Raw genomic sequence first — 24,026 nt, forward strand, 5'->3', positions numbered from 1 at the left:
TACCCGCATCCGGAGGCCCCTGACGTAGGTATTGGTTCCTATGCCTGGTTGCAGCCGGGCTCGAGGAGCTCGGCGAAGGTGGCGGCGATCCTCCTCCACGACCACCGCTCCTCCACCCACGTGCGCCCGGCGACACCCATGGCGCGGGCGCGGTCGGGCTCGGCCAGCAGCCGGACGAGCGTGTCCGCCACGGCGGCGGGTGAGCGCGGGTCCACCACGTGCCCCGTGACGCCCTCCCGGACGGTCTCGGGGGCGCCCCCGGAGGTACCGGCGACCACGGGCCGGGCGCACGCGGCGGCCTCGAGGAAGACCATCCCCAGCCCCTCGACGTCCAGGCCCCCGCGCCGGGTCCGGCAGGGCATGGCGAAGACGTCGCCGGCGGCGTAGTGCCCGGGCAGCTCCGCCGGATCGACCGGACCGGTGAAGAGCACCGAGCCGGTCAGGCCGCGTGCGGCCACGGCCCGACGGAGCGAGGCCTCGGCCGGCCCGCCCCCCACGAGGAGCAGCCGGGCGTCCGGACGCCGGACCAGCACCCGCGGCCACCCGGCCACCAGCACGTCCTGGCCCTTGCGGGCGACCAGCCGGGAGACGCACACCACCACCGGCGCCGACCCGAGGCCGTAGCGCTTCCGGACGGCGGCCCCGTCGGCGTCGGGTGTGAACCGCTCGACGTCGACCCCCGGCGAGAGCTGGGCCAGGCGGGTGCGCCCGCCCAGGGCGGGAGCCAGCCGGTCGCGGGTGTAGTCGCTGATGTAGGTGACGACGTCCAGCCCCGAGGCGATCCGCTGCATCACCTGCCGGCTGCCCGGCAGCGCCACCCAGCCCGTCTCGTGCCCGTGGGTCGCCCCCACCAGGTGCCGCACGCCGGCCGCGCGCAGCGTCGGAGCCATGAGGCCGAGGGGTGCGGCGGCGCCGAAGAAGGTGGTGTCGCACCCGTGGCGCCGGGCAAGCTCGACCGCGGCGCGACCCGCATGGCGGGTGGGCAGCAGCATGCCGGTGGGCAGCCGCACGACCGGATACGGCAGCGCGGCGTCGTACTCCTCCCATCCGGGCGACCGGGAGGCGAGCACCACGAGCGACTCCGGTGGCCGCCTCGCCAGCAGCTCGGCGACGAAGGTCTGGATGCCGCCCTGGCGGGGCGGGAAGTCGTTGGTGACGACGAGGGTCCGGCCGGGGCCGCTCACGGGCGCTCCAGTCGGGCCCAGTCCGCGGCCATGGCCAGCCGCTGCGCCACGGTCGGGTGGGAGCCGAAGAGCCAGTGCCACGCGTCCGGCGGATCCGGGTCGTTGAGGTTGGAGCCGGCCAGGTCCTGCTGCATGGCGGCGAAGGCTTCCGGATCGCCGGTGAGGTCGAGAGCACGTACGTCCGCCCGCGACTCGACCTGCCGGGAGACCGCGTTCTGCACCGGCGTGGAGAGGAGGGTGCCCACCGCCATGAGGAAGAGCAGCAGCGGGATCACCCGGGGATCCCCCGGGCCGTCGGCGCCTGCCCGCCGGAGCAGCCGCGGTGCCGAGAGCAGCCAGCCCAGCGCCGCCACGCCGGCTCCCGCTCCGAGCGCCCCCATGAGGGTCCCGGCGAGGACGTCGTCGGTGGCCACGTGCCCCAGCTCGTGGGCGACGATCGACTCGACCTGGTCGTCGGGCAACCGGTCCAGCACGGTGTCGTAGAGGACGATCCGGCGGGTGGAGCCGAACCCGGAGACGTAGGCGTTCAGTGCCGTCGTACGCCGGGAGGCGTCCGACACCAGCACGTCCTCGACCGGCGTCCCGTTCTCCTCGGCCAGCTCGAGCAGGTCGCTGCGCAACTGACCGGCCGCCAGCGGCTCGAACCGGTTGAAGGCCGGCTCCATCAGGACCGGCCAGAGGAACGAGCCGACGACCACCAGCGCGGCGGCCCCGGCCCCCGCCCACGCCCACCAGGTCCTCGGCAGCCGTCGGGCCAGCAGCACCAGCACGAGCACGCTCACGGCGGTCAGGCCGGCGTCGATCGCCGTGGAGACGCCGACATCGCGCAGCCAGAGCCCCCAGCTCCGCGTGGACAGCCCGTAGCGCTGCCGCACCACCTCCCCGTAGGCCGAGAGGGGCAGGGTGACCAGCCGCCCCACGACGGCGAGCGCGAGGACGCCGAGCAGCACCTGCCAGACCCATCCCCCACCGAGCGGTGCGGTGACCGCCCGCACCAGCCGGCCGCCGGCCCGGGTGAGGCCGAGCAGCGCCGAGACGGCCAGGCCGAGCAGCAGCGAGGCCACGGAGGCAGGACGGAGCGCCGCCGCGAACGCCTCGGCGCGGTCCACCTGCTCCGGCGAGAGGCCGGCGGTGGGGTCGACCGGACTGTGCCCGCCCACCGGTTCGGGCAACGGCGTCCAGGGCGTGGTAACGACGATGACGGCGGCGAGCGCGATGCCGAGGATCACCGCGGTGGCCAGCGCGGCGCGAGCACCTTCCCGACCCACCCGGCTCACTCGACCGATCCTATGCGGGGATCCCGGCATCCCCGGACGACGAGGGCCGGCGACCCCACGCGGAGGTCACCGGCCCTGGCCGTGGGGTGCGAGGTCGTCAGCCGATGCGGCGCGCGTGCGTGAAGCCGCTCATCGAGTTAAAGTCCACCACCATGACCGGCTTGCTGGAGGTCGAGGCGTGGACCATCTTCCCGCCGCCGACGTACATCGCCACGTGGCTGGTCGGCTCGTAGTAGAAGAGCAGGTCGCCCGGCTGGAGATCACCGACGGACACCGGGGAGCCCATCTGCGACTGGCTCCTGCTGGAGTGCGGCAGGCTCACCCCCGCAGCGGAGTAGGCGTACTGCGTGAGACCTGAGCAGTCGAACGCGTTCGGACCGCCGGCGCCCCAGACGTAGGCGTCGCCGACCTGGGCGAGCGCCGTGTCCACTGCGACCTGAGCCGCGCCGCTCGGGGCCACGACGCCGCTGGGAGCGGGCTGCGCCTCCGTGCCACCGTGCGCCCGGGCGACCTCCTCCTGCTGGGGAGCGCTCAGCGCCGCGTACTGGCGCTGGAAGTCGGCGATCTGCGCCTCGAGGTCCTCCTGCTGGGCGGCGATCTCGTCGACGGCGCGCTGCGCCTCCGCCGTGGCCTCGTCCGCGGCGGTCTGTGCCTGCTCGGCCGCGGCGGCGGCCTCGGCGACCTCGGCGAGCTGCTGGTTGGTGTGCCCGGCGATGGCATCGAGGGTGCCGAGCTGGTGCACCAGCTCCTCGGCCGAGTCGCTGGTCAGCAGCACGTCCAGCGGGGAGAAGCCCTCGCTGGTGTAGGCGGAGCGGGCCAGCTGGCGCACCTGGCCGTCGAGGGAGTCCAGCTGCGCCTGCGCGTCGGCCGCGGCCTGCTCGGCGCTGGCGACGGCAGCGTGCTGTGCCTCGAGCTGGACCTTGGCCTCGTTGAGTTCCTCGGTGACCACCTCGAGCTCGTGCTCGGCGTCGGCGACGGCCTGAGCGGCCTGCCCAGCGGTGGTGATGTCCCGCGGGTCGGCAGTCGCGGTGCCCGGGAGGACGGTGAAGGTCAGGGCCGCGGTCACTCCGAGGAGGAGACCGGACCGGAGCCATCCGACGTGTCCAGGAGCGGACGGACGAACGGTGGCGGACTGATCAAGGGCGTGCGGCAGTACGGCGTGTGGGGTCGCCACGAGCGGCGGCTCTCCGTTTCTTCCTCGACTACCGCCTACCGAGTTAGCTGACGGGTTCGGGCTGGGAAGACTGGCCCTATCTCCTGCGCACCGGCGAACCGGCCCAGCAGGAGAACTCACCCCAGGACTGCGGTGGGTCCCCGGCTCGCCGTCCGACACCTGTGCAGGCGCCGTCAGGCGATTAGGCGGTGCCCGTCCGAGGTCACCCCTCTGCGGGTGACGACCACTCGGTCGGACCCGGCGACCCTACGACCGTGACGATCATGTGACAAACGGAAGATCTTGTGACGCCTGTGACGAGCGCCCCATCCCGGCCTGTCAGTGCAGGCCAGAGCCGCACGAGCACTCGATGTGACATGGACCGGACCGTTCCGTCCACACGCCCTCAGCCCGTCCTCCAGTCGCCGTCCCGAGCCTCTCCCGAGGGGTCCCGATGACGCAGCGGCGGCACCAGACCGACCTCGGCGAGGGCACGGACGGCCCGGCGCTCGACGTCGTCGAACTCCACGACGACCCCGGCCGGGGGTACGACGACGTCCTCGGCCGCGATGCCCCCCACAGCCGTGTCGGTGCCCGCACCGCGACGCCCGTCGAGCGGGATGACGACCGGGTCGCTGCTCTGCCAGCCCGGGGGCGCCCCGAGCAGGACGGTGACGACGCAGTCGGCGCAGCCCGTCGGGCGCGCGGTGCAGGTGTCGCAATCGATCAGCATGGTTTTCTCCTCCGTGAGTCATCCGCACGGTAGGAGCGGCCACCGACAATTCCGCCGGATCCAGCGCGGCCGGGGACTCAGGTGCCGGCGAACTCCCAGTGCCAGGGCTCCTCGCGCCCGTTGCCGGGCTCGGCCCAGTCGGGGTGGAGGAAGCCGAACCGGCCGGCGTTGGCCTTCATCCAGGCGTACTGCGGCGTGCCGAACCGGTCGATCCCGCCGCAGAGGTCCACCGCCAGGCCCCAACCGTGGTTGCTGGTGCCCGGGACCGCCGCCAGGGCCGGCTTCTGTCCGTAGAGGCGCACCTGGCCGGCATAGGTGCGGTAGGAGTCGGTGATGCAGATCGGCGTCCCGAACGCACCGGCGTACGCGGCCGACAACGCCCGGTAGGCCGCCGCGGCGTCACAGCGCAGTGTGTGGGCACCCGCGCCGATCGGGCACATGGCGCTCGGCGGGATGAGGCCGTTGGGATAGCCGCCCCAGGAGCGCGTGCCGTCGTAGCTGGGCGGGTAGACGGTGTTCCCGCACTCCACGCGCAGCGCTCCGCCGGTGGGACCGGGGGCGGCGACCGGCGCCCGCTGCCCCAGACCCGGGCGCCCGATGCCGAGGACCTGGTCTGCAGGCAGCGTGCGGACCACGACAGCACCGGCCCGCGCGTCGGCGGCCAGCATGGTCCTCGGGTCCAGCGCGATCCCGACGTGGCCGAGTCCCGACTCGGCGGAGCCCAGGAAGACCAGGTCGCCCGGGAGGACGTCGGCCGGGGCGACCGGCGTGGTGGCGGCGAAGAGATCGGCCTGGGTGCCGGGCAGCTGGATACCCGCCGACCCGTAGACCGACTGCACGAGCGATCCGCAGTCCCACGAGTCGGGCCCGGCGGTTCCAGGGGCGTAGGGACGCCCGAGTGCGCCCATCGCCGCGGTGACGGCGCCCAGCGTCTCGGCCGGCAGGACCAGCAGGGACGTGGGCTGCCGGGGCAGCTGGGCCGCGCCGCGCTGGGCACCACCGTCGACGGCCCCGACCGGCACCAGGCCGGCCGGCAGCCCTGCGGGCGGGTCCAGGAGGGCAGCCGCGGGCGGAGGGGTGATGCCGGCTGCGGTCAGCTGCTCGACGTAGGCCCGCCAGTTGGCTGCCGTCCGGTCGTTGACGTCGAGCTGCTCCTGCTGCAGCTGGGCGAGCTGGCGGTCGACGACGCCGAGGGCCTCGTCCAGCTCGTCGGTGACCGCGTCGGCGGCGGCCTCGAGCTCGGCCACCTTCCCGGCGACCGCGTCGGCACGCGCACGGGCCTGCGTCAGCGCGGCCGTCGCCCGCTGCTGCTGATCCAGCGCCGTCTGCCGGAGTCCTGCCGCGACGCCGATGACCTGGGCTGCGTGTCCGTCGACGACCTCCAGGAATCCCAGCGCCGCCACGACGTCCCCCGGATCGCCACCGGACAGCAGAAGGGTCAACGGGGTGACCGCCCCGCCGTCCCGGTAGACCGCCGCCGCGTAGGCGGCGACCGCCCGCTGGTGGACGGCCAGCTCGCTCTCGGCCTCGGACACCACCGCCTCGGCGTCCGCGACGGCCCGCTCGGCCCGCGCCAGCTCCTCCCGCGCGGCGGCCACCTCGGCCTGCTGCTGCTGGAGCCCGGTCTGCACCTCGGCGGCGCGCTGCTGCAGCTCGTCCAGCGCCCGGCTGTCCAGTACCGCCGAGGTGCCGCCGGGCTGGTCGCTGGGTGCCGCCGACGCCGGCGCGGTCACGGCGGCCGCGAGGGCGGCGGCGGCCACCACCGCGAAGGCCGTCCGAACCGCAGTCCCACCAGTGCGCCGCCCGGAGCGCGGGAGCATCAGACCACCTCTACGTGTCCGGGCCGCCCTCGTCCACGGGCGCGGCCCACCGGGGGAGATGGTGTCCTGATCATCCGCGCGCCGCCAGGCGAACCGGCCCGGAACCCCCGCCCGGGCGACATCGGCACGGCCCGGGCCCCCGGCGCGGCATCACAGGAGTGTCATTACCGCGACCTACCGTCCGGCCGTGCCCTCCTCCCCCGCTCTCCCCCGCGATGTTCCCCTGCGGCAGGACCCGCAGCGGTACGAGCAGGTCACCATCGACGAACTCGGCACGCCGCTGGCCGACGTCACGTTCGTGGTGGTGGACCTCGAGACGACGGGCGGGTCGCCGAAGGACAGCGCGATCACCGAGATCGGAGCGGTGAAGGTCCGCGGCGGGCTCGTCCTCGGCGAGTTCCAGACGCTGGTCGACCCGGGCCGGGAGATCCCGCCCTACATCAGCGTCCTGACCGGCATCACGTCGATGATGGTCGCCGCGGCGCCCCGCATCGGCACGGTGCTCCCTGCCTTCCTGGAGTTCGCCCGGGGGGCCGTCCTGGTCGCCCACAACGCCCCCTTCGACATCGGGTTCCTCAAGGCGGCCTGCGCCGAGAACGGCATCGCGTGGCCGGCCGCGGCGTCGGTGGACACCGCGGTGCTGGCCCGCCGGCTGCTCACCCGCGACGAGGTGCCCAACTGCAAGCTGGCCACGCTGGCGCCCTACTTCTCCGCCACCACCTCGCCCACCCACCGGGCCCTGGACGACGCACGCGCCACCGTCGACGTCCTGCACGGCCTCTTCGAGCGGCTCGGCCCCCTCGGCATCACCTCCCTGGAGGAGCTGACGGGGCTGACCCGCCAGGTCGACCCCGAGCGGCTGCGCAAGCGGCACCTGGCCGACAGCGTGCCGCGGGGACCGGGCGTCTACCTGTTCCGCGGTCCGCGCGACGAGCCGCTGTACGTCGGGACGTCGAACGACCTCCGCAGCCGGGTGCGCAGCTACTTCTCCGCCAGCGAGCAGCGCAGCCGGATCACCGAGATGGTGGCGCTGTCCCAGCGGGTCGACGCCATCCCGTGCGCGCACGACCTCGAGGCCGCGGTCCGCGAACTACGACTGATCGCCGAGCACAAGCCGCGGTACAACCGCCGCTCCCGCTTCCCCGAACGGGCGCTGTGGATCCGCCTGACCGAGGAGCCCTTCCCGCGGCTGTCGGTCGTCCGCCGCGTCCGCCCCGGCGCGGGCGTCTTCCTCGGCCCCTTCCCCGACCGGCGCGCCGCCGACGCGGCCGTCGCCGCGGTCCACGAGGCGCTGCCCCTGCGGCAGTGCACGACCCGCATCTCGCCGCGGGTGTCCAGCTCGGCCTGCGCCCTGTTCGGCATGGGCCGGTGCGGCGGTCCCTGCACCGGCGCCCAGTCGGTCGAGGAGTACGCGTCGATCGCGGCGGTCTTCCGGGCGGCCGTCGACCACGACCCCCGCGACCTGCTCGCGCCGCTGCTCGCCCGGGTCGACCGGCTCGCCACCGAGGAGCGCTACGAGGACGCAGCGATTCTCCGTGACCGGGTGGCGGTCCTGGTGCGGGCCGTACGGCGCCGGCAGCGCCTGGAGTCACTCGCGGCCGTGCCCGAACTCGTCCTCGCCCGGACCGACGGCTCGCGGGGCTGGCACCTCTCCGTGGTCCGCCGCGGGCGGCTGGTGGCCGCGGGCGGCGCCCCGCGCGGCACGTCGGTGCGCGCCACGCTGCCGGGCCTGCTGGCCACCGCCGAGACCCCGGTAGGTCCCGACGACGAGCTCGCGGCCACCGTCGACGAGACCGAGCTCATCCTGCGCTGGATGGAGAAGCCCGGAACCCGTCTCGTGGAGCTCACCGGCACGCTGGCCTGCGCGGCCCCGGGCACGGGGGCGTTCAGCTCGTTCCTGGCCCGGGTGGGGACCGGGCACTCCGGTCGGGATCCCTTCGCCGACGACCGGTCGCTCGGCACGCGCGCCCGTCCGGAGCGGGTCACGGCAGGAACGGGCGGCCGTGGGCGGTCCCGGCTAGGCTCCCCCGCGTGATCACCGCCATCGTGATGATCGACGCGGCCACCGACGCGATCCCGGAGGTGGCGGCGGCGATCGCCGACCTCGAGGGAGTCAGCGAGGTCTACTCGACCGCCGGCGAGGTCGACCTGATCGCCATCGTCCGGGTCCGCGAGTTCGAGCAGATCGCCGAGGTGATCGCCGGGCGGATCAACAAGGTGCCCGGCGTGCTCGAGACCGAGACCCACATCGCCTTCCGCGCCTACTCGCGGCACGACCTCGACGCCGCGTTCTCCATCGGCTTCGAGACCGCCGACTAGTAAGAGGACCCCCTTCCTCCCCACCCCCTCGCACGCTCGGGGCGGGCCCCTGGAAGGGGGCCGTCAGCCGCGGGCGACTCTGCTGACCTGTACCCAGCGCTCGAGCTGATCCCTCGCGCGGCCGTCGTCGATGGCGGCCGACGCCCGCTCCATGCCTGCCGCGATCGCGTCGTGCAGGCGGGCGGGTCGCTCGTCGAAGGCCGCCAGCGCCGCGGCCGCGTTCAGGACCACCGCGTCACGGACCGCCCCCTGCTCGCCGTCGAGCACTCGCCGGAAGACGTCGGCGTTGAACTGCGCCGAGCCACCCCGCAGCGCATCCGGTGTGGACGCGGGGATCCCCAGTGCGGCGGGGTCCAGCCGGTCGGCTTCCACCTCGCCGTCGCGCACGACCCACACCGACGACGTCGTCGCCGTCGTCAGCTCGTCCAGACCGTCGTCGCCCCGGAACACCAGCGCACGCCCCCCACGGGCGGCCAGCACATCGGCCATCACCGGCGCCATCCGACCGTCGGCGCAACCGATCGCGGCTGCGACGGGCCGGGCGGGGTTGGTCAACGGACCGAGGAAGTTGAAGACGGTGGCGATGCCCATCTCCCGCCGGGCCGGGCCGGCGTGCCGCATCCCGGGGTGGAAGACCGGCGCGAAGAAGAAGCCGATGCCGGCGTCCTCCACACAGCGCGCAACGCCGTCCGCGGGGAGGTCGATGACCACGCCGAGCGCCTCCAGCACGTCCGCGGATCCCGAGGACGACGACGCCGCGCGGCCACCGTGCTTGGCGACCGGAGCACCCGCCGCGGCGGCGACCACAGCCGCCATCGTGGAGATGTTCACGGTGTGCGCACCGTCGCCACCGGTGCCGACGATGTCGACGCAGTCGCGGGACAGCCGCACCGGAGTGGCTTGCGCGATCATCTCCGCGGCGAGGCCCGCGACCTCCTCGGCCGACTCACCCTTCGCCCGGAGCGCGACGGCGAACGCCGCGACCTGGACGGGCGTGGCCTCGCCGGTCATCACCTCGCGCATCGCCCAGGAGGTGTCGGCCGAGGAGAGGTCCTCACGGGAGAGCAGGCGGTTGTACAGCTGCGGCCACGTCCGCCGTCCGGCCGCGGGGGCGCTCATCGGCGGCTCACCGACGGACGACGGGACGCTGCGCATGGACGCGCAGCAGGCCCGCGACAACCCCGGGGGCGGTCAGCGGGTCGACCGGCAGCGGCAAGGTTCCCTCCGCCCGGGACCAGTGCGCCAGCCAGCGGTCCGGCTGCCGGGCGATGAGAACGCACACGGCCGGCCGGTCGGCCACCTCCTGGTCCATCTGGCGGGCCACCGCCAGACCGCCCATCGGCTGGGCCTCGCCGTCGAGGATGCAGAGGTCCACGCCACCGGCGTCGACCGTGGCGACGACGTCGTCACCGGTCTCGCACTCGAGCCAGGTCACGGGGCCGACGTCGGCGGCGGGGCGGCGACCTACCGCGGTGCGGACGGCGTCGCGGACCTCGGGACGGTGGCTGTAGACCACCACGGTGACCGGCATCGAGGCGAGGTGGGTGGCGTCGGAGGCGGGACTCACCCCGCCGAGCCTAGTGGCAGAGCAGGACATTCCCCGGGCAGGCGCCGGGAACGGTAAAGAGCTGATCACTTTGCCGCCACGCCATCGCACCCGCAGTCGTGACGACCCCTTGCCGATGCCATGATGACCCTCGTGACAACGGCCCCCGTCGCGAGCAGCACCTTCGACACATCGCGGGTGCACTCCCTGACCCGACCGAACATGGTCAGCGTCGGCACCATCATCTGGCTCTCCAGCGAGCTGATGTTCTTCGCCGGCCTGTTCGCCATGTACTTCACCGCGCGAGCCCGGGCCACCGAGGGGTGGCCGCCGGAGCCGACGGAGCTGAACCTGCCGTACGCCACCGTCTTCACGGTCATCCTGGTGCTCTCCTCGGTGACCTGCCAGTTCGGAGTGTTCGCCGCGGAGAACGGCAACGTCTACGGCCTCCGGCGCTGGTTCACGATCACGTTCGTCATGGGTCTGATCTTCGTGCTGGCCCAGGCGAACGAGTACCGCGTCCTGGTGACGGACCACGGCACGACGATCTCGTCGTCGACGTACGGCTCGGTCTTCTACATCACGACCGGGTTCCACGCCCTGCACGTCATTGGAGGCCTCGTCGCCTTCGTCTACCTGCTCGTCCGGTCCACCATGGGCCGGTTCACGCCAGCACAGGCGACGGCCGCGATCGTGGTCTCCTACTACTGGCACTTCGTCGACGTCGTGTGGGTCGGGCTCTTCGCCACGATCTACCTGATCCGCTAGGGAACCGGTGTCCACCACGAACCCGCAGTCCGAGGCCATGTCACAAGAATCCGGGTCTCACGAAACCGGGCCCGGCGACGGCAACCCAGCCGGCCGGGCCCGTGCCCGGCGCCGCTCCAAACACCGCCGCCGGCTGGCCAACGTCGCGGGGCTGATGACCGCCCTGGTCCTCACCGGCGCGATGTACTCCGTGTTCGCGCCCGCCCAGGCGGCCGACGAGACGACGGAGTCCGCCGCCGAGGCCGCCGGTCGCGAGCTGTACGAGCGCAGCTGCATCACCTGCCACGGCGAGAACCTCGAGGGCGTGCCCAACCGCGGGCCGTCGCTCATCGGGGTCGGCGAGGCGGCCGTCTACTTCCAGGTGCACACCGGCCGCATGCCGCTGGTCCGCCAGGAGGCCGACGCGCCGGACAAGCCGGCCGTCTTCTCCGACGAGGAGATCGACCAGCTGATGGCCTACGTACAGGCCAACGGTGGCGGTCCGACGCTCCCGTCCGGCGACCTGCGCGCCGGCGACCTCGCCGAGGGCGGTGAGCTCTTCCGGCTCAACTGCGCCTCGTGCCACAACTTCGTGGGCGAGGGCGGTGCGCTCTCCTCGGGCAAGGCCGCTCCCAGCCTCGAGAGCTCCAACGATCTCGAGATCTACACGGCGATGCTGACCGGCCCCGAGAACATGCCGGTGTTCGGTGACAATCAGCTGACGCCGGAAGAGAAGCGCTCGATCATCAACTACGTGCAGACGATCAACGCGCAGGCCGACCCCGGCGGCGCCGGCATCGGCCGCACCGGTCCGGTCGCCGAGGGATTGGTGATCTGGGTCGTCGGCATCGGCGCCCTGATGTTCGGAATCTTCTGGATGGGGAGCAAGGCGTGAGCGTCCGCGACACCCGCCCCGGTTCCACCGGCGGCGCCGACGTCCCCGACACGCTGTACGGCGGGCCGGACGACGACTACACCCCCGAGCAGCTCGCGGCGATGAGCCGCCAGGAGCTCGACCGCCTCGGCGCGCGGTACGACGGCGTCGAGATCATGCACGTCGACCCCGGCCCCGAGCCGGACTCGGTCATGGAGAAGCGGGCCGTCCGGCAGGTCGGCACGGTCTTCGCCCTGGCCGGACTCTTCGCCTTCCTCTTCATGGTGGTCTACGTCGGCTCGGGCTGGTTCCTGCCCGACTGGCACTGGGACATCACCGAGGGTGGCTGGAGCGCCCTGTTCACGCCGATGCTGGGCCTGTTCATGGGCCTCTCGCTCCTCTGCGTCGGCGTCGGCCTGGTGCTCTTCACCAAGAAGCTGCTGCCGCACGAGACCGCGGTACAGGACAAGCACGACGGCTCGCACTTCGACCGCGTGACCGCCGGTGCGACGCTGGTCGGCGGCTGGCACAACAGCGGGCTGGCCCGCCGCAAGCTGATCACGCGGTCCCTGGCGTTCATGGGGGGCGGCGTGGGCGTCATGCTGATCATGCCGCTGGGTGGCCTGATCAAGGACCCGACCGACGGCGACCCGCTCGGCACCACCAGCTGGGCGGAAGGTGTGCGTCTCCTCCGCGATGACGGCACCCCGATCCGTCCCGGCGACCAGGAGCCGGGCTCGCTGGAGACGGTCTTCCCGGCCGTTCCCGGCGGGAACCGACAGGCCGACGCCGCCACGATGCTGATCCGGCTGCGTCCGGAGCAGACCGACAACCTGCAGCCCCGGGAGGGGCAGGCGGGCTTCGCGTACGGCGACTACGTCGCGTACTCCAAGATCTGCACCCACGCCGGCTGCCCCGTGTCGCTCTACGAGCAGGAGACCAGCCGGATCCTCTGCCCGTGCCACCAGTCGCAGTTCGACGTCACCCAGGGCGCCAAGCCGGTGTTCGGCCCAGCCACCCGGGCTCTCCCGCAGCTGCCCATCGGCGTCGACGACGAAGGCTTCTTCATCGCGCGCAGCGATTACATTGAGGCCGTAGGCCCCACCTACTGGAACCGGGAGCGCATCTGATGGCTCGTACCGCCACCGCACCTGGCGCCCCGACGACGAGGCTGGGCAAGGCCGGGCACGCCATCGACGAGCAGCTCACGGTCGCCCCGTGGCTCCGCCGGACGATGAACAAGGTCTACCCCGACCACTGGTCGTTCCTGCTCGGGGAGATCGCGCTCTACTCTTTCCTCATCCTGCTGCTGTCGGGCACCTACCTGACCTTCTTCTTCGACGCCTCCATGCGCGAAGTCGTCTACGAGGGCTCCTACGCGCCGCTTCGGGGCGTGGAGATGTCGGCGGCCTACAACTCGGCGCTGAACCTCTCCTTCGACGTGCGCGGTGGCCTGTTCATGCGGCAGCTGCACCACTGGGCAGCCCTGCTGTTCGTGGCGTCGATCGTCGTCCACCTGCTGCGCATCTTCTTCACCGGCGCCTTCCGCCGGCCGCGCGAGACCAACTGGCTGATCGGCGTCGTGATGCTCGTGCTCGCCCTGCTCATGGGCGTCACCGGTTACACGCTGCCCGACGACCTGCTCTCCGGCACCGGGTTGCGGATCATCAGCGCGATCCTGTTGTCCATCCCGGTCGTCGGTACCTGGGTGCACTTCGCCGTCTTCAACGGCGACTTCGTGGGCACCGAGATCATCGGCCGCTTCTACATCCTCCACGTGCTGCTGATCCCGGCGATCCTGCTGGCGCTCATCGCGCTGCACCTGATCATCCTGGTCAAGCAGAAGCACACGCAGTTCCCGGGCGCCGGGCGGACCGAGCACAACGTCGTCGGCAACCGGCTGTTCCCGACCTTCGCGGCCAAGGCCACCGGGCTGATCTTCATCGTTTTCGGCGTCTGCGCCGCGCTCGGCGGGCTGGTCCAGATCAACCCGATCTGGCTGTGGGGCCCGTACAACCCGGCGCAGGTCTCGGCGGGTTCGCAGCCCGACTGGTACATCGGCTTCCTCGACGGGTCGACGCGCATCTTCCCGCCGTGGGACATCAACCTTCCCGGCGACTACAACATCCCGGCGCTCTTCTGGCCGACGGTCGTCATCGCCGGCCTGATGTTCACGCTGTTGGCGCTGTATCCGTTGATCGAGCGCAAGATGACCGGCGACACCGCCCCGCACCACCTGCTGCAGCGTCCCCGCGACGTCCCCGTGCGCACGTCGCTCGGGGCCATGGCGTTGGCGTTCTACCTGTGGCTGATGGTCGCCGGCGGCAACGACGTCATCGCGGACAAGTTCGACATCAGCCTGAACGCGATGACGTGGGTGGGGCGGATCGGCGTGATCATCCTCCCGGCGATCGCGTACATGGTCACCTACCGGATCTGCCTGGGTCTGCAGCAGCACGATCGCGAGGTGCTCGAGCACGGCATCGAGACCGGCGTGATCCGCAGGCTGCCCAGTGGCGAGTTCATCGAGGTCCACCAGCCCCTCGGTCCGGTGGACGAGCACGGCCACGGTCAGCTCGCCTACGGCGGCGCGCCGGTGCCGAAGCGGATGAATCACGTGGGTGGCGCGCGCCGGGCCATCCGCGGATTCTTCACCCCCGTCGAGGAGCCCGCGCAGGTGGAGCTCGAGCAGCGGGGCGAGGGCCGCGGCCTGGCCGCCGGTGAAGGCGAACGGGAACTCACGTCGTCCGGCCGTCCGGCCGACGGTGGCCGGCCTCAAGAGCCGCGCGACTGATCGCAAGGCACAGAGCACGACCAGTAGGGCCCCGGTGGATCTCCACCGGGGCCTTGCTGCTGTCCGGCCTGGGCCACGGCTCCGGGGTGGGGTGCCTGACGGCGGGGTGAGGTGCCTGACGGCCTCGACCGCTCCTGGCGACATGTCCCCGGGACGGGTGCGGCAGTCGACCAACGCCTGGAGAAGCGTCGGCCCGCCGGCCCTGCGTCGCAACCTGGCATCCCACCGCGTCGACCCTCCCGTCGGCCCACGCCCTCCCGGCTGCCGCTGCCGTCCCTGCCGGAGTCGTGGCCCGCCACTGCGGAGCCTGATCGGCCTGGTGGTGCGGCGTCCGCATCAGGTGGCGCCCCATCCCTCCGCGCGGCCTGCTCGACCGCGAGGACATGAGCGCGCAGCCTCCCTTCGCGCCGTCGACGCGAGACGACTCCTCCCGGACGGCGGAAAGAGCATCGTGGAGGAGTCGAGAGGCGACGCACCCGCTAAGCACCCGCTGAGCACCCGCTGAGCACCCGCTGAACGGCCGAGGGCCCCTCCCGCGTGGGAGGGGCCCTCGGCCGTGAGCGGTGCTGGGAGGGTCAGCTCTGGGTGGCGTTCTGGCCCACGTAGTACTCGAACAGCAGCCCACCGATGGTGATGAGCAGCGCTGCTGCGGCGATGAGGATGAGCCACGCGTAGAAGTACGCCAGCCCCAGACCCATCAGGCCGACCGACAGCGCCAGCGCGAACGGCCAGTAGCTGGCCGGCGGGAAGAAGCCCAGCTCACCCGCGCCCTCGGCGATGTCGGCGTCCTTGCGGTCCTCGGGCCGAGCGTCGATGCGCCGGGAGACGAACCAGAAGAACGCACCGATCATGCCGGTGAGACCGCCGGACAGCGTCAGCGCCGTGGTGCCGATGGGCTCCCGCGCCCAGACGCCGTAGACGACGGCGGCGATCACGCAGAACACCGCGATGACGTTGAAGATGAGCGCCTCGACCTTCACGGTCGTGCCTCCTCGCGCGTCGGAACGATCAGGGCTGGGACGGTGGGCATCTCAGCCACCGGCGGTCTGCTGGTCGATGTTCTTGTTCTGCAGCGACTCGAACGGCGTCGTGGAGGTCGACAGGCCGGGCTGCCCGATCTCCTCGAGCGCCTCGAACGTGTCCAGGCCGGACTCGCGGGCCTCGAGATAGGCGTCGTAGTCGTCGCCGGAGACGGCGCGGACCTCGAAGTTCATGTACGCGTGGTACGTGCCGCACAGCTCGGCGCAGCGCCCGACGTAGGCGCCCTCCTCCTGGACGGTCACCTGGAAGACGTTGTCGCGGCCGTTCTCGTTGCCCGGGATCACGTCGAGCTTGAAGAGGAACTCGGGCACCCAGAACGAGTGGATGACGTCGGCCGACGCGAGCTCGAACCGGATGTTGCGTTCGGTGGGAAGCACCAGGATCGGGATCTCGGAGGTGGTGCCGACGGTGTCGACGGGCTCGCCATCGGGCCCGGCCGTCTCCGGGTAGACGAACTGCCAGTTCCACTTGAAGGCGTTGACCGCGATCGTCTCGTCAGCGGGGGTGTCGCGGTCCAGCACCCGGTTCTGGACGACCACGGTGTAGAAGAACAGCCCGGCGATGATCACGAACGGCACGATCGTGTAGACGATCTCCAGCGGCAGGTTGTACGCCGTCTGCTTCGGCAGCTCGTCGCTGCGCTTGCGGTGCCGCACCACCGACCAGCCGATAAGAGCCCAGACGGCGAAACCGACGATGAGCGCCGCGATGACCGAACCGGTCCACAGCTCGCGCATCAACTGCGATTCCTCGGTGATGCCCTCCGGCCAGCCGAATCGCCAGAACTCGTTGTTCGGCATCGCACATCCGGTGAGGGTCACGACCCCCAGGAGACCGAGCGCGGCCAGCCGCGCGAGCCTGCTGCCTCGAGCCACTGCTCGCTGCCTCCTCGTCCTCCGTCCGGGTGCGTGGACGGTCCTCCCAGCGGGTCGTCCGCCGGTTTCCGGCGGACGGCATCCTGCCGATCACAGTGTGGGGCGAGACTAGCCGACTGCGCTCGGCGGCTGACCACCGGAGACACCCCACCGGCGCGTCCCGGTTCCACCGGCCGGTCGGCACGCGCAGCTCGGCACCTGGGCGGGCCGGCGATGCGCCCGACCTCGCCCGGTGCCGCCGGGCCGACGGTTAGAGTCGGCAGCGTGTTCTCCCGGCTGCTGACGCCCAAGTGGCTGCTGCTGCACCTGCTGGTGGCGGCCATGTTCGTGGCCACCTTCTTCCTCGGCTACTGGCAGCTGACCAAGGCCGAGGCCGGGGGCGGCGCCGTGAACTGGAGCTACGCCCTGCAGTGGCCGCTCTACGGGTTCATGGGCCTGTGGTTCTACCTGCGCATGGTCCGGATCGAGATGCACCGCGACCCGGACGACGACCGGCCGAGCACGGAGGTCGTCCTCTACCAGCGCCCCCGCATCGACACGTCAGGAGACCCCGAGCTGGCCGCCTACAACGCCTACCTCGCGGAGCTCAACGAGCGCGCCCTGGGTCAGCGGAACGCCGGCCATGGTCGCTGACCGGACCGCCCCCGCCCGCGACTCCGAGCAGGCGATCGCCGCGGCACTGCAGCGCTACCGCGTGATGGCCACCGTCGTCGGCGTCCTCCTGGTCCTGCTGTTCGTCGTCGCCATACCGCTGAAGTACCTGGCCGACATCCCCGAGCCGGTCACCGTCCTGGGGACGGCGCACGGCTGGCTCTACGCGCTCTTCTTCCTGTCCGCCGTCGACCTGGCGCTGCGGGCGAAGTGGACGCTGCAGGGCGCCGTCGTGGCGCTGGCCCTGGGCACCATCCCGTTCCTCTCCTTCGTCGCCGAGCGCACCGTCACGCGGAAGATGCGCGCCGGCGAGCGCGTGTGACCGCGAACTCCACCCCCACCCCGAGGACCTGCGCCTGATGTGTGGCCTGCTCGCCTATTTCTCCACCGACGCCGACCGGGTCGACGACGCGACCGTCGACTCTGTGCGCGGCGCGCAGCACTGCATGCGGCACCGCGGTCCCGACGAGAACGAGGCCTGGTGGGACGACCGTGCGGTGTTCGGCTTCAACCGGCTGTCGTTCATCGACATCGAGCACAGCCACCAGCCCATGCCGTACGCGGACGGCCGGTACCGGATCGTCTTCAACGGCGAGATCTACAACTACCTCGAACTGCGGGCCGAGCTGGCCGCCCAGGGCGCGCAGTTCGCGACCGAGGGCGACACCGAGGCCATCGTGGCCGGCTACCACCTCTGGGGCGAGGACGTCGTCAACCGACTCCGCGGCATGTTCGCCTTCCTGATCTGGGACACCGAGGAGCGAACCGTCTTCGGCGCACGTGACCCGTTCGGCATCAAGCCGCTGTTCGTCGCCCGCCTGGCCGACGGCGGCCTGGTCTTCAGCTCGGAGAAGAAGGCGCTGCTGGAGATGCTCGGCGGCAGCGCAGCGGCCGGTGGCGTCGACGGCGCGTCGCTGCAGCACTACCTGACGCTGCAGTACGTCCCCGAGCCGGCGACCCTGCACACGGGCATCCGCCGGATCGAAAGCGGGACGCGCTTCACCGTCGTCGACGGCGAACTCAGCACGGCGCGCTACTTCCACCCGACCTTCCCGATCCGGCCGGTCGCCAAGGACGAGCAGCAGGCCCTCTACGACCGGATCGCCGACGTCCTCGACGACTCCGTGCGGATGCACATGCGCGCCGACGTGACGGTGGGCTCGTTCCTCTCCGGCGGCATCGACTCCACCGCGATCGCCGCACTGGCCAAGCGGTACAACCCGAAGCTGCTCACCTTCACCACCGGCTTCGAGCGCGAGGGCTTCTCCGAGATCGACGTCGCCGCCGAGTCGGCGGCCGCCATCGGCGTCGAGCACATCACCAAGGTGGTGACCGCCGAGGAGTTCGCCGAGGCCATCCCGCTCGTCGTCTGGTACCTCGACGACCCGGTCGCCGACCCGGCTCTGGTGCCGCTGTACTTCATCGCCCGTGAGGCCCGCAAGCACGTCAAGGTGGTGCTCTCCGGCGAGGGCGCCGACGAGCTGTTCGGCGGCTACAACATCTACCGCGAGCCGCTCTCGCTGGCGGCGTTCGACCGCATGCCGGCCGCCCTGCGCCGAGCCCTGGGAACGCTGTCCACGCGGCTGCCCGACGGCATGCGTGGCAAGGACCTCCTCCGCCGCGGCTCGATCCCGCTGGAGCAGCGGTACTACGGCAACGCCCGGATCTTCCGCGACGACGAGCTCGGCTTCCTCGAGCGCCGCGATCCCGATCTGTCGCACGTCACGGTCACGCGGGCGCTCTACGACCGCACCCGGGCCGCGGGCTACGACGACGTCACCGCCATGCAGTACGTGGACCTGTTCACCTGGCTGCGCGGCGACATCCTGGTCAAGGCCGACAAGATGACGATGGCCAACTCGCTGGAGCTGCGGGTGCCCTTCCTCGACCCCGAGGTGTTCCGGGTCGCCAGCACCCTGCCGGTCGACCAGCGGGTGACGAGGGAGACGACGAAGTACGCCCTCCGGCGGGCGCTGGAGCAGATCGTGCCGGCGCACGTGCTCAACCGGCGCAAGCTCGGCTTCCCCGTGCCCACCCGGCACTGGCTGGCCGAGACGCTGCACGACTGGGCGCGCCAGGTCATCGAGGAGAGCCAGACCGACGAGTGGCTGGACAAGAAGCAGGTGCTGGCCATGCTCGCCGCGCACCGCGAGAACCAGCGCAACGGCTCCGCGGTCGACTACTCGCGCAAGCTCTGGACGCTGCTGGTCTTCATGGTGTGGCACGGCATCTTCGTCGAGGAGCGGATCAAGCCCGTCGTCCCCGAGACGGTCTACCCGGTCCGGCTATGACACTGCGATCCTCCGGATCGCACCGCGGCCACGTGCCGTCCCCATCGACGTCGAGCCGCTTCGTCGTTCCTCGGGGGGACCCTCCGGGCCCCACTCGTCACGACCCATGAACGACACAGAGCCCGGTCCCTCACAAGAGGACCGGGCTCTGCTCGCGTCGTGCTACCTCAGCTGAAGCTGTCCCCACAGGCGCAGGAGCTGCCCGCGTTCGGGTTGTCGATCGTGAAGCCCTGCTTCTCGATGGTGTCGACGAAGTCGATCGTGGCGCCACCGAGGTACGGCCCGCTCATCCGGTCGACGATGACCTCGACACCACCGAACTCGTAGGTCTGGTCGCCGTCGAGGAACCGCTCGTCGAAGAACAGCTGGTAGCGCAGACCGGAGCAGCCGCCCGGCTGGACGGCGATGCGCAGCCGCAGGTCGTCCCGCCCCTCCTGGTCCAGCAGCGCCTTCACCTTCGCGGCGGCCGGGTCGCTGAGCACGACGCCGGTGACGCCGGGCGCCCCGCCGTCGAGGGTGGTGGTGTCCTGCACCGACATGTTGTGTCCTCCCAGATACGAGGTGCCCGCTGCGGCACTTCCTGCAGCGAGCCAACACCGCCGTGGCGGTGACTCTTCCCCTGCTGCCGACCACTGTACGGCGCTGGACGCGCTTTCCGAGGTCTCCTTCCCCACACACGTAGACTCCGAACCCGTGAAGCTCCGCCTGCCCGGCCGCCGCGACCGTGCCGAGACGACGACCGACACCACCGCCTCGGCCGATCTCACCGAGCAGCTGGTGAAGGCCTCCGGCAAGGGCCGCCCCACCCCCAGGCGCAGCGAGGCCCAGGGGCGACGTCCCGGCCCGCCGCCCCCGCCGCCCACCACGCGCAAGGAGGCGTACAAGCGGACGCGGGAGCAGCAGGCCGCGCGGCGCGCCGAGACCCGCCGGGGCGCGGCGCGCGGTGACGACGCCTACCTGCCTGCCCGTGACCGTGGGCCCGTGCGCAAGCTGGTGCGCGACGTCGTCGACTCGCGGCGCAACGTCGGCAGCTTCTTCCTCGCGATCGCCGGCGTCGCCCTCGTCGGCACCGTCGTCCCGAGTCTCGTCGTCCGGAACTACGCGAGCTTCATGCTCTTCGGCTTCTTCCTGATGCTGATCGTCGACTCCGTGATCCTGAGCCGGAAGATCAAGCGCAAGGTCGCCGAGCGGCACCCGGAGACGACGAAGACCCGCGGGCTGGTCTGGTACGGCATCAGCCGGGCGACCATGATCCGCCGCTGGCGTTTCCCGAAGCCCGACGTCCCCCTGGGGGCCGACGTCTGATCGTCGTCCGATGGAGGTCGCCCTCCTGGGCACCGGAGCCGCCGACGGCTGGCCCAACCCCTGGTGCTCCTGCGCGTCGTGCACCGACGCCCGCCGTCGGGGGGAGCAACGGCGGCCCACGTCCGCCCTGGTCGACGGCGTCCTGCTGCTCGACCTGGCACCCGGCGTGCCGCCTGCCGGCCACTCGCTGGAGCGCGTGCACACCGTCCTGGTCACGCACGCGCATCCCGACCACTGCTCGCCGTTCGCCCTGCTGTGGCGGCACTGGGCACGCCTGCCCGCGCCGCTCATGGTCGTCGGCCCCGCAGCGGTCCTCGACGAGTGCCGCCCCTGGCTGGCCTCCGGCGACCCGGTGGTCCTCACCGAGGTGCGGCCCGGGCAGTCGCTGGAGTGCGGCGGCTACCGGGTCCGGGTGCTCGCCGCCGACCACGAGGTGCCCACCGTCCTGTACGACGTGACAGGTCCCGGCGGCGACCGGTTGCTGTACGCCACCGACACCGGTCCGCTGCCCGCGGCCACCGTGGAGGCGACCCGGGGAGCGCAGTACGACCTGGTGCTCCTGGAGCAGACCTTCGGCGACGTCCACGACCACGGCACGTCGCACCTGGACCTCGCGACGTTCCCCGACCAACTGGCGCGGCTGCGCGCCGCCGGGGCGGTCACCGCAGCCACCGACGTGATCGCGGTGCACCTGAGCCACCACAACCCGCCGGCGGCGGAGCTGGACCGGCGGCTCGCCGACCACGGCGCCCGTACCGTCCTGGACGGGACCACCCTGGTGACGAGGGGCCGGACGGGCGGTCCTCCCCCGCGGCGCCTAAGACTAAGGTCGCGGTCCGTGGAATTCCGACGCCTCGGCCGCTCCGGCCTGAACATCTCCGAGATCGCCTACGGCAACTGGCTCACCCACGGTGGCCAGGTCGAGGAGGACGCCGCATTCGCCTGCGTGCAGGCCGCCCTCGACGCCGGCATCACCACCTTCGACACCGCCGACGTCTACGCCGGCACCCGGGCCGAGGCCGTGCTCGGTCGCGCGCTGGAGGGCCGGCGGCGCTCCTCCTACGAGCTGTTCACCAAGGTCTACTGGCCCACCGGCAAGGGGCGGAACGACCGCGGCCTGTCCCGCAAGCACATCATCGAGAGCTGCCACGCCTCGCTGGACCGGCTGAAGACCGACTACGTCGACCTCTACCAGGCCCACCGCTACGACACGACGGTGCCGCTCGAGGAGACGATGACCGCCTTCGCCGATCTGGTGCGGGCGGGCAAGGTGCTCTACATCGGCGTCTCGGAGTGGAACGCCGAGCAGATCGCCGCCGGCGCCGCCCTGGCGCGGGAGCTGAACGTCGCGCTGATCAGCAACCAGCCGCAGTACTCGATGCTCTGGCGGGTCATCGAGCCCGAGGTCGTGCCGACCTCGGAGAAGGAGGGCCTGTCGCAGATCGTCTGGTCCCCGCTCGCCCAGGGCGTGCTCACCGGCAAGTACCTGCCCGGCGAGCAGCCGCCGGCCGACAGCCGCGGCGGCCACGCCGAGGCCGGGACGTCGATGCGCGGGTTCCTCCGCGAGGACATCCTGACCGCGGTCCAGGGACTCCGCCCGATCGCCGACGACCTGGGCCTGTCGATGGCGCAGCTCGCCATCGCCTGGGTGCTGCAGAACCCGAACGTCGGCGCCGCGATCATCGGCGCCACCCGGCCCGAGCAGGTGCACGACAACGTCAAGGCGGCCGGGGTCCGGCTCGAGGACGGCGTCCTGCAGCGCATCGACGAGGTGCTCGGCGACGTCGTCGAGCGCGACCCGACCAAGACCGCCCGCGGCTGACGGTGCCGTCGTCCGGGCCGGTGCCAGGCCCGGACGACGGTCGCCGGCGGTTCAGGGAGCGGCGAGACCCATCGGGCCGTAGACCTCGTCGTCACCGTCGAACAGGGTGACCGTGGCGACGCCCTTGTCCAGCAGCTCGCGCCAGTTCTCGCCGAGCCAGGACTCCGCGTCGCCCTGGTTGTCGGCGCCTGGTACCTCCACGCCGATGGAGGAGGGCTCGACAGCCGCTCCGGAGGGGTCCTCGAGACGCCAGGTCCAGGTCATGGCACGCAGGCTAGTGACCGGGCTCTGCCCGCGCTGTGCCCGTGCTGTGACCGACCGCCCGGTTACGGCCCCGCGAGCGGGGGCATGGCAGTCCATCGACCCGCCCCACCCGGAGGACCGATGACCGCACCCATGCCCCAGGCCGGCACAGGCGCCACCCGTGCCGGCGAGAACCCGCTGCCCGAGAACGCGACGACCGGGCAGCTGATCGGCCAGCTCACCGAGCAGATCACCCGCCTGGTCCGTGACGAGACCCGACTCGCCCAGGCCGAGGTGACCCAGAAAGCCAAGAAGCTCGGCGTGGGAGCCGGCCTGTTCGGCGGTGCGGGCCTCTTCGCATTCTTCGGCCTCGCCGTCCTCATCGCCACCGCGATCCTGGCGCTGGCGCTGGTCCTGCCGGACTGGCTGGCCGCGCTGATCGTCGCGGTCGTCCTGTTCGCCGTCGCCGGCGTACTCGCACTGGTCGGCAAGAAGGACGTCCAGAAGGGCTCCCCGCCGGTGCCCACCGAGGCCATCTCGAGCGTGAAGGCCGACATCGCGACCGTGAAGGAGAGTGCGCGCCGGTGAGCACACCCAGTGGTTCCCGCCCCGAGGGTGGGAAGGGACAGGATGCCGGCGCGAACGGCCCGACCGATCCCGATGCGATCAGGGCCGACATCGAGGCCACCCGCGAGCAGCTCGGTCGCACCGTCGACGAGCTCAGCCAGCGCCTCGACGTCCCCTCGCGGGCCAAGGAGAGCGCGACGCGGGCCAAGGACACGGCCGTCGAGACCTACCGCGAGAGCCCTCCTGCGGTCGTCGGCGCCGGTGCGGGTGTGACCGCTCTGCTGGGGCTCGTCCTGTGGCTCCGGCGGCGGAAGCGGCGGCGGGCCAGCACCGAGGAACTCCTCGTCGGGGCGCGCGTGGGCCGCAAGCGCGAGGCGAAGCGGGCGCGCAAGGAACTGGCCGCCCGGCGTACCGCCGCGCGGAAGGCCGCCAGGAGGGCCGGGAAGAACGCCCAGATCAAGGCCCGCCGGGTCGCGAGGGGGAAGCGTTGAGCAAGGGAGCAAAGTTCGCCTACCGGCCGATCGGCCTCGTGGCCGGGGTCCTCGCGGGGGCCGTGTCCGGGGCGGTCTTCAAACAGGTGTGGAAGCGGGTCAGCGGCGAGGACGACGCGCCGGACGCGCTGCAGAGCGAGTACCCGATGTGGGAGATCGTGCTCTCCGCGGCGCTCCAGGGCGCTATCTTCGCGGCCACGAAGGCGGCCATCGACCGGGCCGGCGCCCAGACGTTCACGAAGCTCACCGGCGCCTGGCCCGGCGACTGACCCGCCGCCGTGGTGCCCGGCTTC

At 72.0% G+C, this 24,026-nt stretch carries 25 protein-coding genes and 1 riboswitch; of the genes, 14 read left to right on the forward strand and 11 right to left on the reverse strand.

Going from position 1 to position 24,026, the window contains the following annotated elements; genetic code table 11:
* Nucleotides 1–38 precede the first annotated feature (38 nt).
* The 5 genes from FHU33_RS14540 to FHU33_RS14560 all read right to left on the reverse strand — a co-directional run bounded on the left by FHU33_RS14540 (nt 39) and on the right by FHU33_RS14560 (nt 6,167).
* Nucleotides 39–1,184 (reverse strand): glycosyltransferase family 4 protein, encoded by a 1,146-nt coding sequence (locus FHU33_RS14540; protein WP_142025979.1) that lies wholly within the window; start codon nt 1,182–1,184, stop codon nt 39–41.
* Nucleotides 1,181–2,461: a M48 family metallopeptidase gene (locus FHU33_RS14545; RefSeq protein WP_246063643.1), complete on the reverse strand. Its 1,281-nt coding sequence runs from the start codon at nt 2,459–2,461 to the stop codon at nt 1,181–1,183. The genes FHU33_RS14540 and FHU33_RS14545 overlap by 4 nt, the downstream gene beginning before the upstream one ends.
* 97 nt (nt 2,462–2,558) lie before the next feature.
* Complete coding sequence (locus FHU33_RS14550; protein ID WP_246063646.1) at nt 2,559–3,527, reverse strand: C40 family peptidase; 969 nt, start codon at nt 3,525–3,527, stop codon at nt 2,559–2,561.
* 125 nt (nt 3,528–3,652) lie between these two features.
* Nucleotides 3,653–3,833: riboswitch (cyclic di-AMP (ydaO/yuaA leader) on the reverse strand.
* Between the two features lie 187 nt (nt 3,834–4,020).
* Nucleotides 4,021–4,347: a hypothetical protein gene (locus tag FHU33_RS14555; protein ID WP_142025982.1), complete on the reverse strand. Its 327-nt coding sequence runs from the start codon at nt 4,345–4,347 to the stop codon at nt 4,021–4,023.
* A gap of 77 nt (nt 4,348–4,424) precedes the next feature.
* The gene (locus tag FHU33_RS14560) at nt 4,425–6,167 is read right to left on the reverse strand and encodes a D-alanyl-D-alanine carboxypeptidase family protein (protein ID WP_142025983.1); all 1,743 of its coding nucleotides are present in this window, start codon (nt 6,165–6,167) and stop codon (nt 4,425–4,427) included.
* Nucleotides 6,168–6,354: 187 nt separating this feature from the next.
* Here FHU33_RS14560 and FHU33_RS14565 point away from each other — a divergent pair, with 187 nt between their 5' ends.
* Entirely contained in the window at nt 6,355–8,202 is a 1,848-nt protein-coding gene (locus FHU33_RS14565; protein WP_142025984.1) for a DEDD exonuclease domain-containing protein, read from the forward strand.
* Nucleotides 8,199–8,486: an Lrp/AsnC family transcriptional regulator gene (locus tag FHU33_RS14570; protein WP_142025985.1), complete on the forward strand. Its 288-nt coding sequence runs from the start codon at nt 8,199–8,201 to the stop codon at nt 8,484–8,486. Before FHU33_RS14565 ends, FHU33_RS14570 begins: the two co-directional genes overlap by 4 nt.
* Nucleotides 8,487–8,549: 63 nt before the next feature.
* Here FHU33_RS14570 and trpD read toward each other — a convergent pair whose 3' ends face one another.
* Entirely contained in the window at nt 8,550–9,605 is a 1,056-nt protein-coding gene (trpD, locus tag FHU33_RS14575; RefSeq protein WP_142025986.1) for an anthranilate phosphoribosyltransferase, read from the reverse strand.
* Between the two features lie 7 nt (nt 9,606–9,612).
* Nucleotides 9,613–10,053: an ANTAR domain-containing protein gene (locus tag FHU33_RS14580; protein WP_246063647.1), complete on the reverse strand. Its 441-nt coding sequence runs from the start codon at nt 10,051–10,053 to the stop codon at nt 9,613–9,615.
* A 123-nt stretch (nt 10,054–10,176) separates the two neighbouring features.
* Here FHU33_RS14580 and ctaE point away from each other — a divergent pair, with 123 nt between their 5' ends.
* Genes ctaE through qcrB form a run of 4 tightly spaced genes read left to right on the forward strand, consistent with a single transcriptional unit; the run spans nt 10,177 to nt 14,447 of the window.
* Complete coding sequence (ctaE, locus tag FHU33_RS14585; protein WP_342778657.1) at nt 10,177–10,800, forward strand: aa3-type cytochrome oxidase subunit III; 624 nt, start codon at nt 10,177–10,179, stop codon at nt 10,798–10,800.
* A gap of 37 nt (nt 10,801–10,837) precedes the next feature.
* Nucleotides 10,838–11,674 (forward strand): cytochrome bc1 complex diheme cytochrome c subunit, encoded by an 837-nt coding sequence (gene qcrC, locus FHU33_RS26225; protein ID WP_142027183.1) that lies wholly within the window; start codon nt 10,838–10,840, stop codon nt 11,672–11,674.
* On the forward strand, nt 11,671–12,783 hold the full coding sequence (gene qcrA / locus FHU33_RS14595) for a cytochrome bc1 complex Rieske iron-sulfur subunit (RefSeq protein ID WP_211355137.1): 1,113 nt from the start codon (nt 11,671–11,673) through the stop codon (nt 12,781–12,783). Before qcrC ends, qcrA begins: the two co-directional genes overlap by 4 nt.
* The gene (gene qcrB / locus FHU33_RS14600; RefSeq protein ID WP_142025987.1) at nt 12,783–14,447 is read left to right on the forward strand and encodes a cytochrome bc1 complex cytochrome b subunit; all 1,665 of its coding nucleotides are present in this window, start codon (nt 12,783–12,785) and stop codon (nt 14,445–14,447) included. Before qcrA ends, qcrB begins: the two co-directional genes overlap by 1 nt.
* Nucleotides 14,448–15,022: 575 nt before the next feature.
* On the opposite strand, the gene FHU33_RS14605 is transcribed toward qcrB, so the two are convergent.
* A complete protein-coding gene (locus FHU33_RS14605) occupies nt 15,023–15,427 on the reverse strand; it encodes a cytochrome c oxidase subunit 4 (protein WP_142025988.1) in 405 nt (134 codons plus the stop codon).
* 51 nt (nt 15,428–15,478) lie between these two features.
* The gene (ctaC, locus tag FHU33_RS14610) at nt 15,479–16,363 is read right to left on the reverse strand and encodes an aa3-type cytochrome oxidase subunit II (protein WP_142025989.1); all 885 of its coding nucleotides are present in this window, start codon (nt 16,361–16,363) and stop codon (nt 15,479–15,481) included.
* A 264-nt stretch (nt 16,364–16,627) separates the two neighbouring features.
* Here ctaC and FHU33_RS14615 point away from each other — a divergent pair, with 264 nt between their 5' ends.
* Genes FHU33_RS14615 through asnB form a run of 3 tightly spaced genes read left to right on the forward strand, consistent with a single transcriptional unit; the run spans nt 16,628 to nt 19,305 of the window.
* A complete protein-coding gene (locus FHU33_RS14615; protein ID WP_142025990.1) occupies nt 16,628–16,996 on the forward strand; it encodes a metalloprotease in 369 nt (122 codons plus the stop codon).
* A complete protein-coding gene (locus tag FHU33_RS14620) occupies nt 16,986–17,336 on the forward strand; it encodes a DUF3817 domain-containing protein (protein WP_142025991.1) in 351 nt (116 codons plus the stop codon). The genes FHU33_RS14615 and FHU33_RS14620 overlap by 11 nt, the downstream gene beginning before the upstream one ends.
* A gap of 37 nt (nt 17,337–17,373) precedes the next feature.
* Nucleotides 17,374–19,305 (forward strand): asparagine synthase (glutamine-hydrolyzing), encoded by a 1,932-nt coding sequence (gene asnB, locus FHU33_RS14625; protein WP_142025992.1) that lies wholly within the window; start codon nt 17,374–17,376, stop codon nt 19,303–19,305.
* 167 nt (nt 19,306–19,472) lie between these two features.
* On the opposite strand, the gene FHU33_RS14630 is transcribed toward asnB, so the two are convergent.
* Nucleotides 19,473–19,844, reverse strand: coding sequence for a HesB/IscA family protein (locus tag FHU33_RS14630; RefSeq protein WP_142025993.1), 372 nt, complete (start codon nt 19,842–19,844; stop codon nt 19,473–19,475).
* A gap of 154 nt (nt 19,845–19,998) precedes the next feature.
* Here FHU33_RS14630 and FHU33_RS14635 point away from each other — a divergent pair, with 154 nt between their 5' ends.
* Both FHU33_RS14635 and FHU33_RS25450 read left to right on the forward strand, forming a co-directional pair.
* Nucleotides 19,999–20,610, forward strand: coding sequence for a DUF3043 domain-containing protein (locus FHU33_RS14635; protein WP_142025994.1), 612 nt, complete (start codon nt 19,999–20,001; stop codon nt 20,608–20,610).
* A gap of 10 nt (nt 20,611–20,620) precedes the next feature.
* Complete coding sequence (locus tag FHU33_RS25450; RefSeq protein ID WP_142025995.1) at nt 20,621–22,432, forward strand: aldo/keto reductase; 1,812 nt, start codon at nt 20,621–20,623, stop codon at nt 22,430–22,432.
* A gap of 51 nt (nt 22,433–22,483) precedes the next feature.
* On the opposite strand, the gene FHU33_RS14645 is transcribed toward FHU33_RS25450, so the two are convergent.
* Entirely contained in the window at nt 22,484–22,696 is a 213-nt protein-coding gene (locus tag FHU33_RS14645; RefSeq protein WP_142025996.1) for a hypothetical protein, read from the reverse strand.
* A gap of 120 nt (nt 22,697–22,816) precedes the next feature.
* On the opposite strand from FHU33_RS14645, the gene FHU33_RS14650 reads away from it, so the two are divergent.
* Genes FHU33_RS14650 through FHU33_RS14660 form a run of 3 tightly spaced genes read left to right on the forward strand, consistent with a single transcriptional unit; the run spans nt 22,817 to nt 24,002 of the window.
* Nucleotides 22,817–23,263: a phage holin family protein gene (locus tag FHU33_RS14650; protein ID WP_142025997.1), complete on the forward strand. Its 447-nt coding sequence runs from the start codon at nt 22,817–22,819 to the stop codon at nt 23,261–23,263.
* Nucleotides 23,260–23,733: a DUF3618 domain-containing protein gene (locus tag FHU33_RS14655; protein WP_142025998.1), complete on the forward strand. Its 474-nt coding sequence runs from the start codon at nt 23,260–23,262 to the stop codon at nt 23,731–23,733. Before FHU33_RS14650 ends, FHU33_RS14655 begins: the two co-directional genes overlap by 4 nt.
* Nucleotides 23,730–24,002: a DUF4235 domain-containing protein gene (locus tag FHU33_RS14660; RefSeq protein WP_142025999.1), complete on the forward strand. Its 273-nt coding sequence runs from the start codon at nt 23,730–23,732 to the stop codon at nt 24,000–24,002. Before FHU33_RS14655 ends, FHU33_RS14660 begins: the two co-directional genes overlap by 4 nt.
* Nucleotides 24,003–24,026: the final 24 nt, after the last annotated feature.

It is taken from the genome of Blastococcus colisei (assembly GCF_006717095.1).
Lineage (GTDB): Bacteria > Actinomycetota > Actinomycetes > Mycobacteriales > Geodermatophilaceae > Blastococcus_B > Blastococcus_B colisei.

Excerpts from the sequence above, each read along its gene's own strand:
- FHU33_RS14555 (WP_142025982.1), bottom strand. The coding sequence starts at position 4,347 with ATGCTGATCGATTGCGACACCTGCACCGCGCGCCCGACGGGCTGCGCC.
- FHU33_RS14630 (WP_142025993.1), bottom strand. The coding sequence starts at position 19,844 with ATGTCGGTGCAGGACACCACCACCCTCGACGGCGGGGCGCCCGGCGTC.
- FHU33_RS14560 (WP_142025983.1), bottom strand. The coding sequence starts at position 6,167 with ATGCTCCCGCGCTCCGGGCGGCGCACTGGTGGGACTGCGGTTCGGACG.
- qcrC (WP_142027183.1), top strand. The coding sequence starts at position 10,838 with ATGTCACAAGAATCCGGGTCTCACGAAACCGGGCCCGGCGACGGCAAC.
- FHU33_RS14620 (WP_142025991.1), top strand. The coding sequence starts at position 16,986 with ATGGTCGCTGACCGGACCGCCCCCGCCCGCGACTCCGAGCAGGCGATC.
- ctaE (WP_342778657.1), top strand. The coding sequence starts at position 10,177 with ATGACCCTCGTGACAACGGCCCCCGTCGCGAGCAGCACCTTCGACACA.
- trpD (WP_142025986.1), bottom strand. The coding sequence starts at position 9,605 with ATGAGCGCCCCCGCGGCCGGACGGCGGACGTGGCCGCAGCTGTACAAC.
- asnB (WP_142025992.1), top strand. The coding sequence starts at position 17,374 with ATGTGTGGCCTGCTCGCCTATTTCTCCACCGACGCCGACCGGGTCGAC.
- FHU33_RS14650 (WP_142025997.1), top strand. The coding sequence starts at position 22,817 with ATGACCGCACCCATGCCCCAGGCCGGCACAGGCGCCACCCGTGCCGGC.
- qcrB (WP_142025987.1), top strand. The coding sequence starts at position 12,783 with ATGGCTCGTACCGCCACCGCACCTGGCGCCCCGACGACGAGGCTGGGC.
- FHU33_RS25450 (WP_142025995.1), top strand. The coding sequence starts at position 20,621 with ATGGAGGTCGCCCTCCTGGGCACCGGAGCCGCCGACGGCTGGCCCAAC.
- FHU33_RS14645 (WP_142025996.1), bottom strand. The coding sequence starts at position 22,696 with ATGACCTGGACCTGGCGTCTCGAGGACCCCTCCGGAGCGGCTGTCGAG.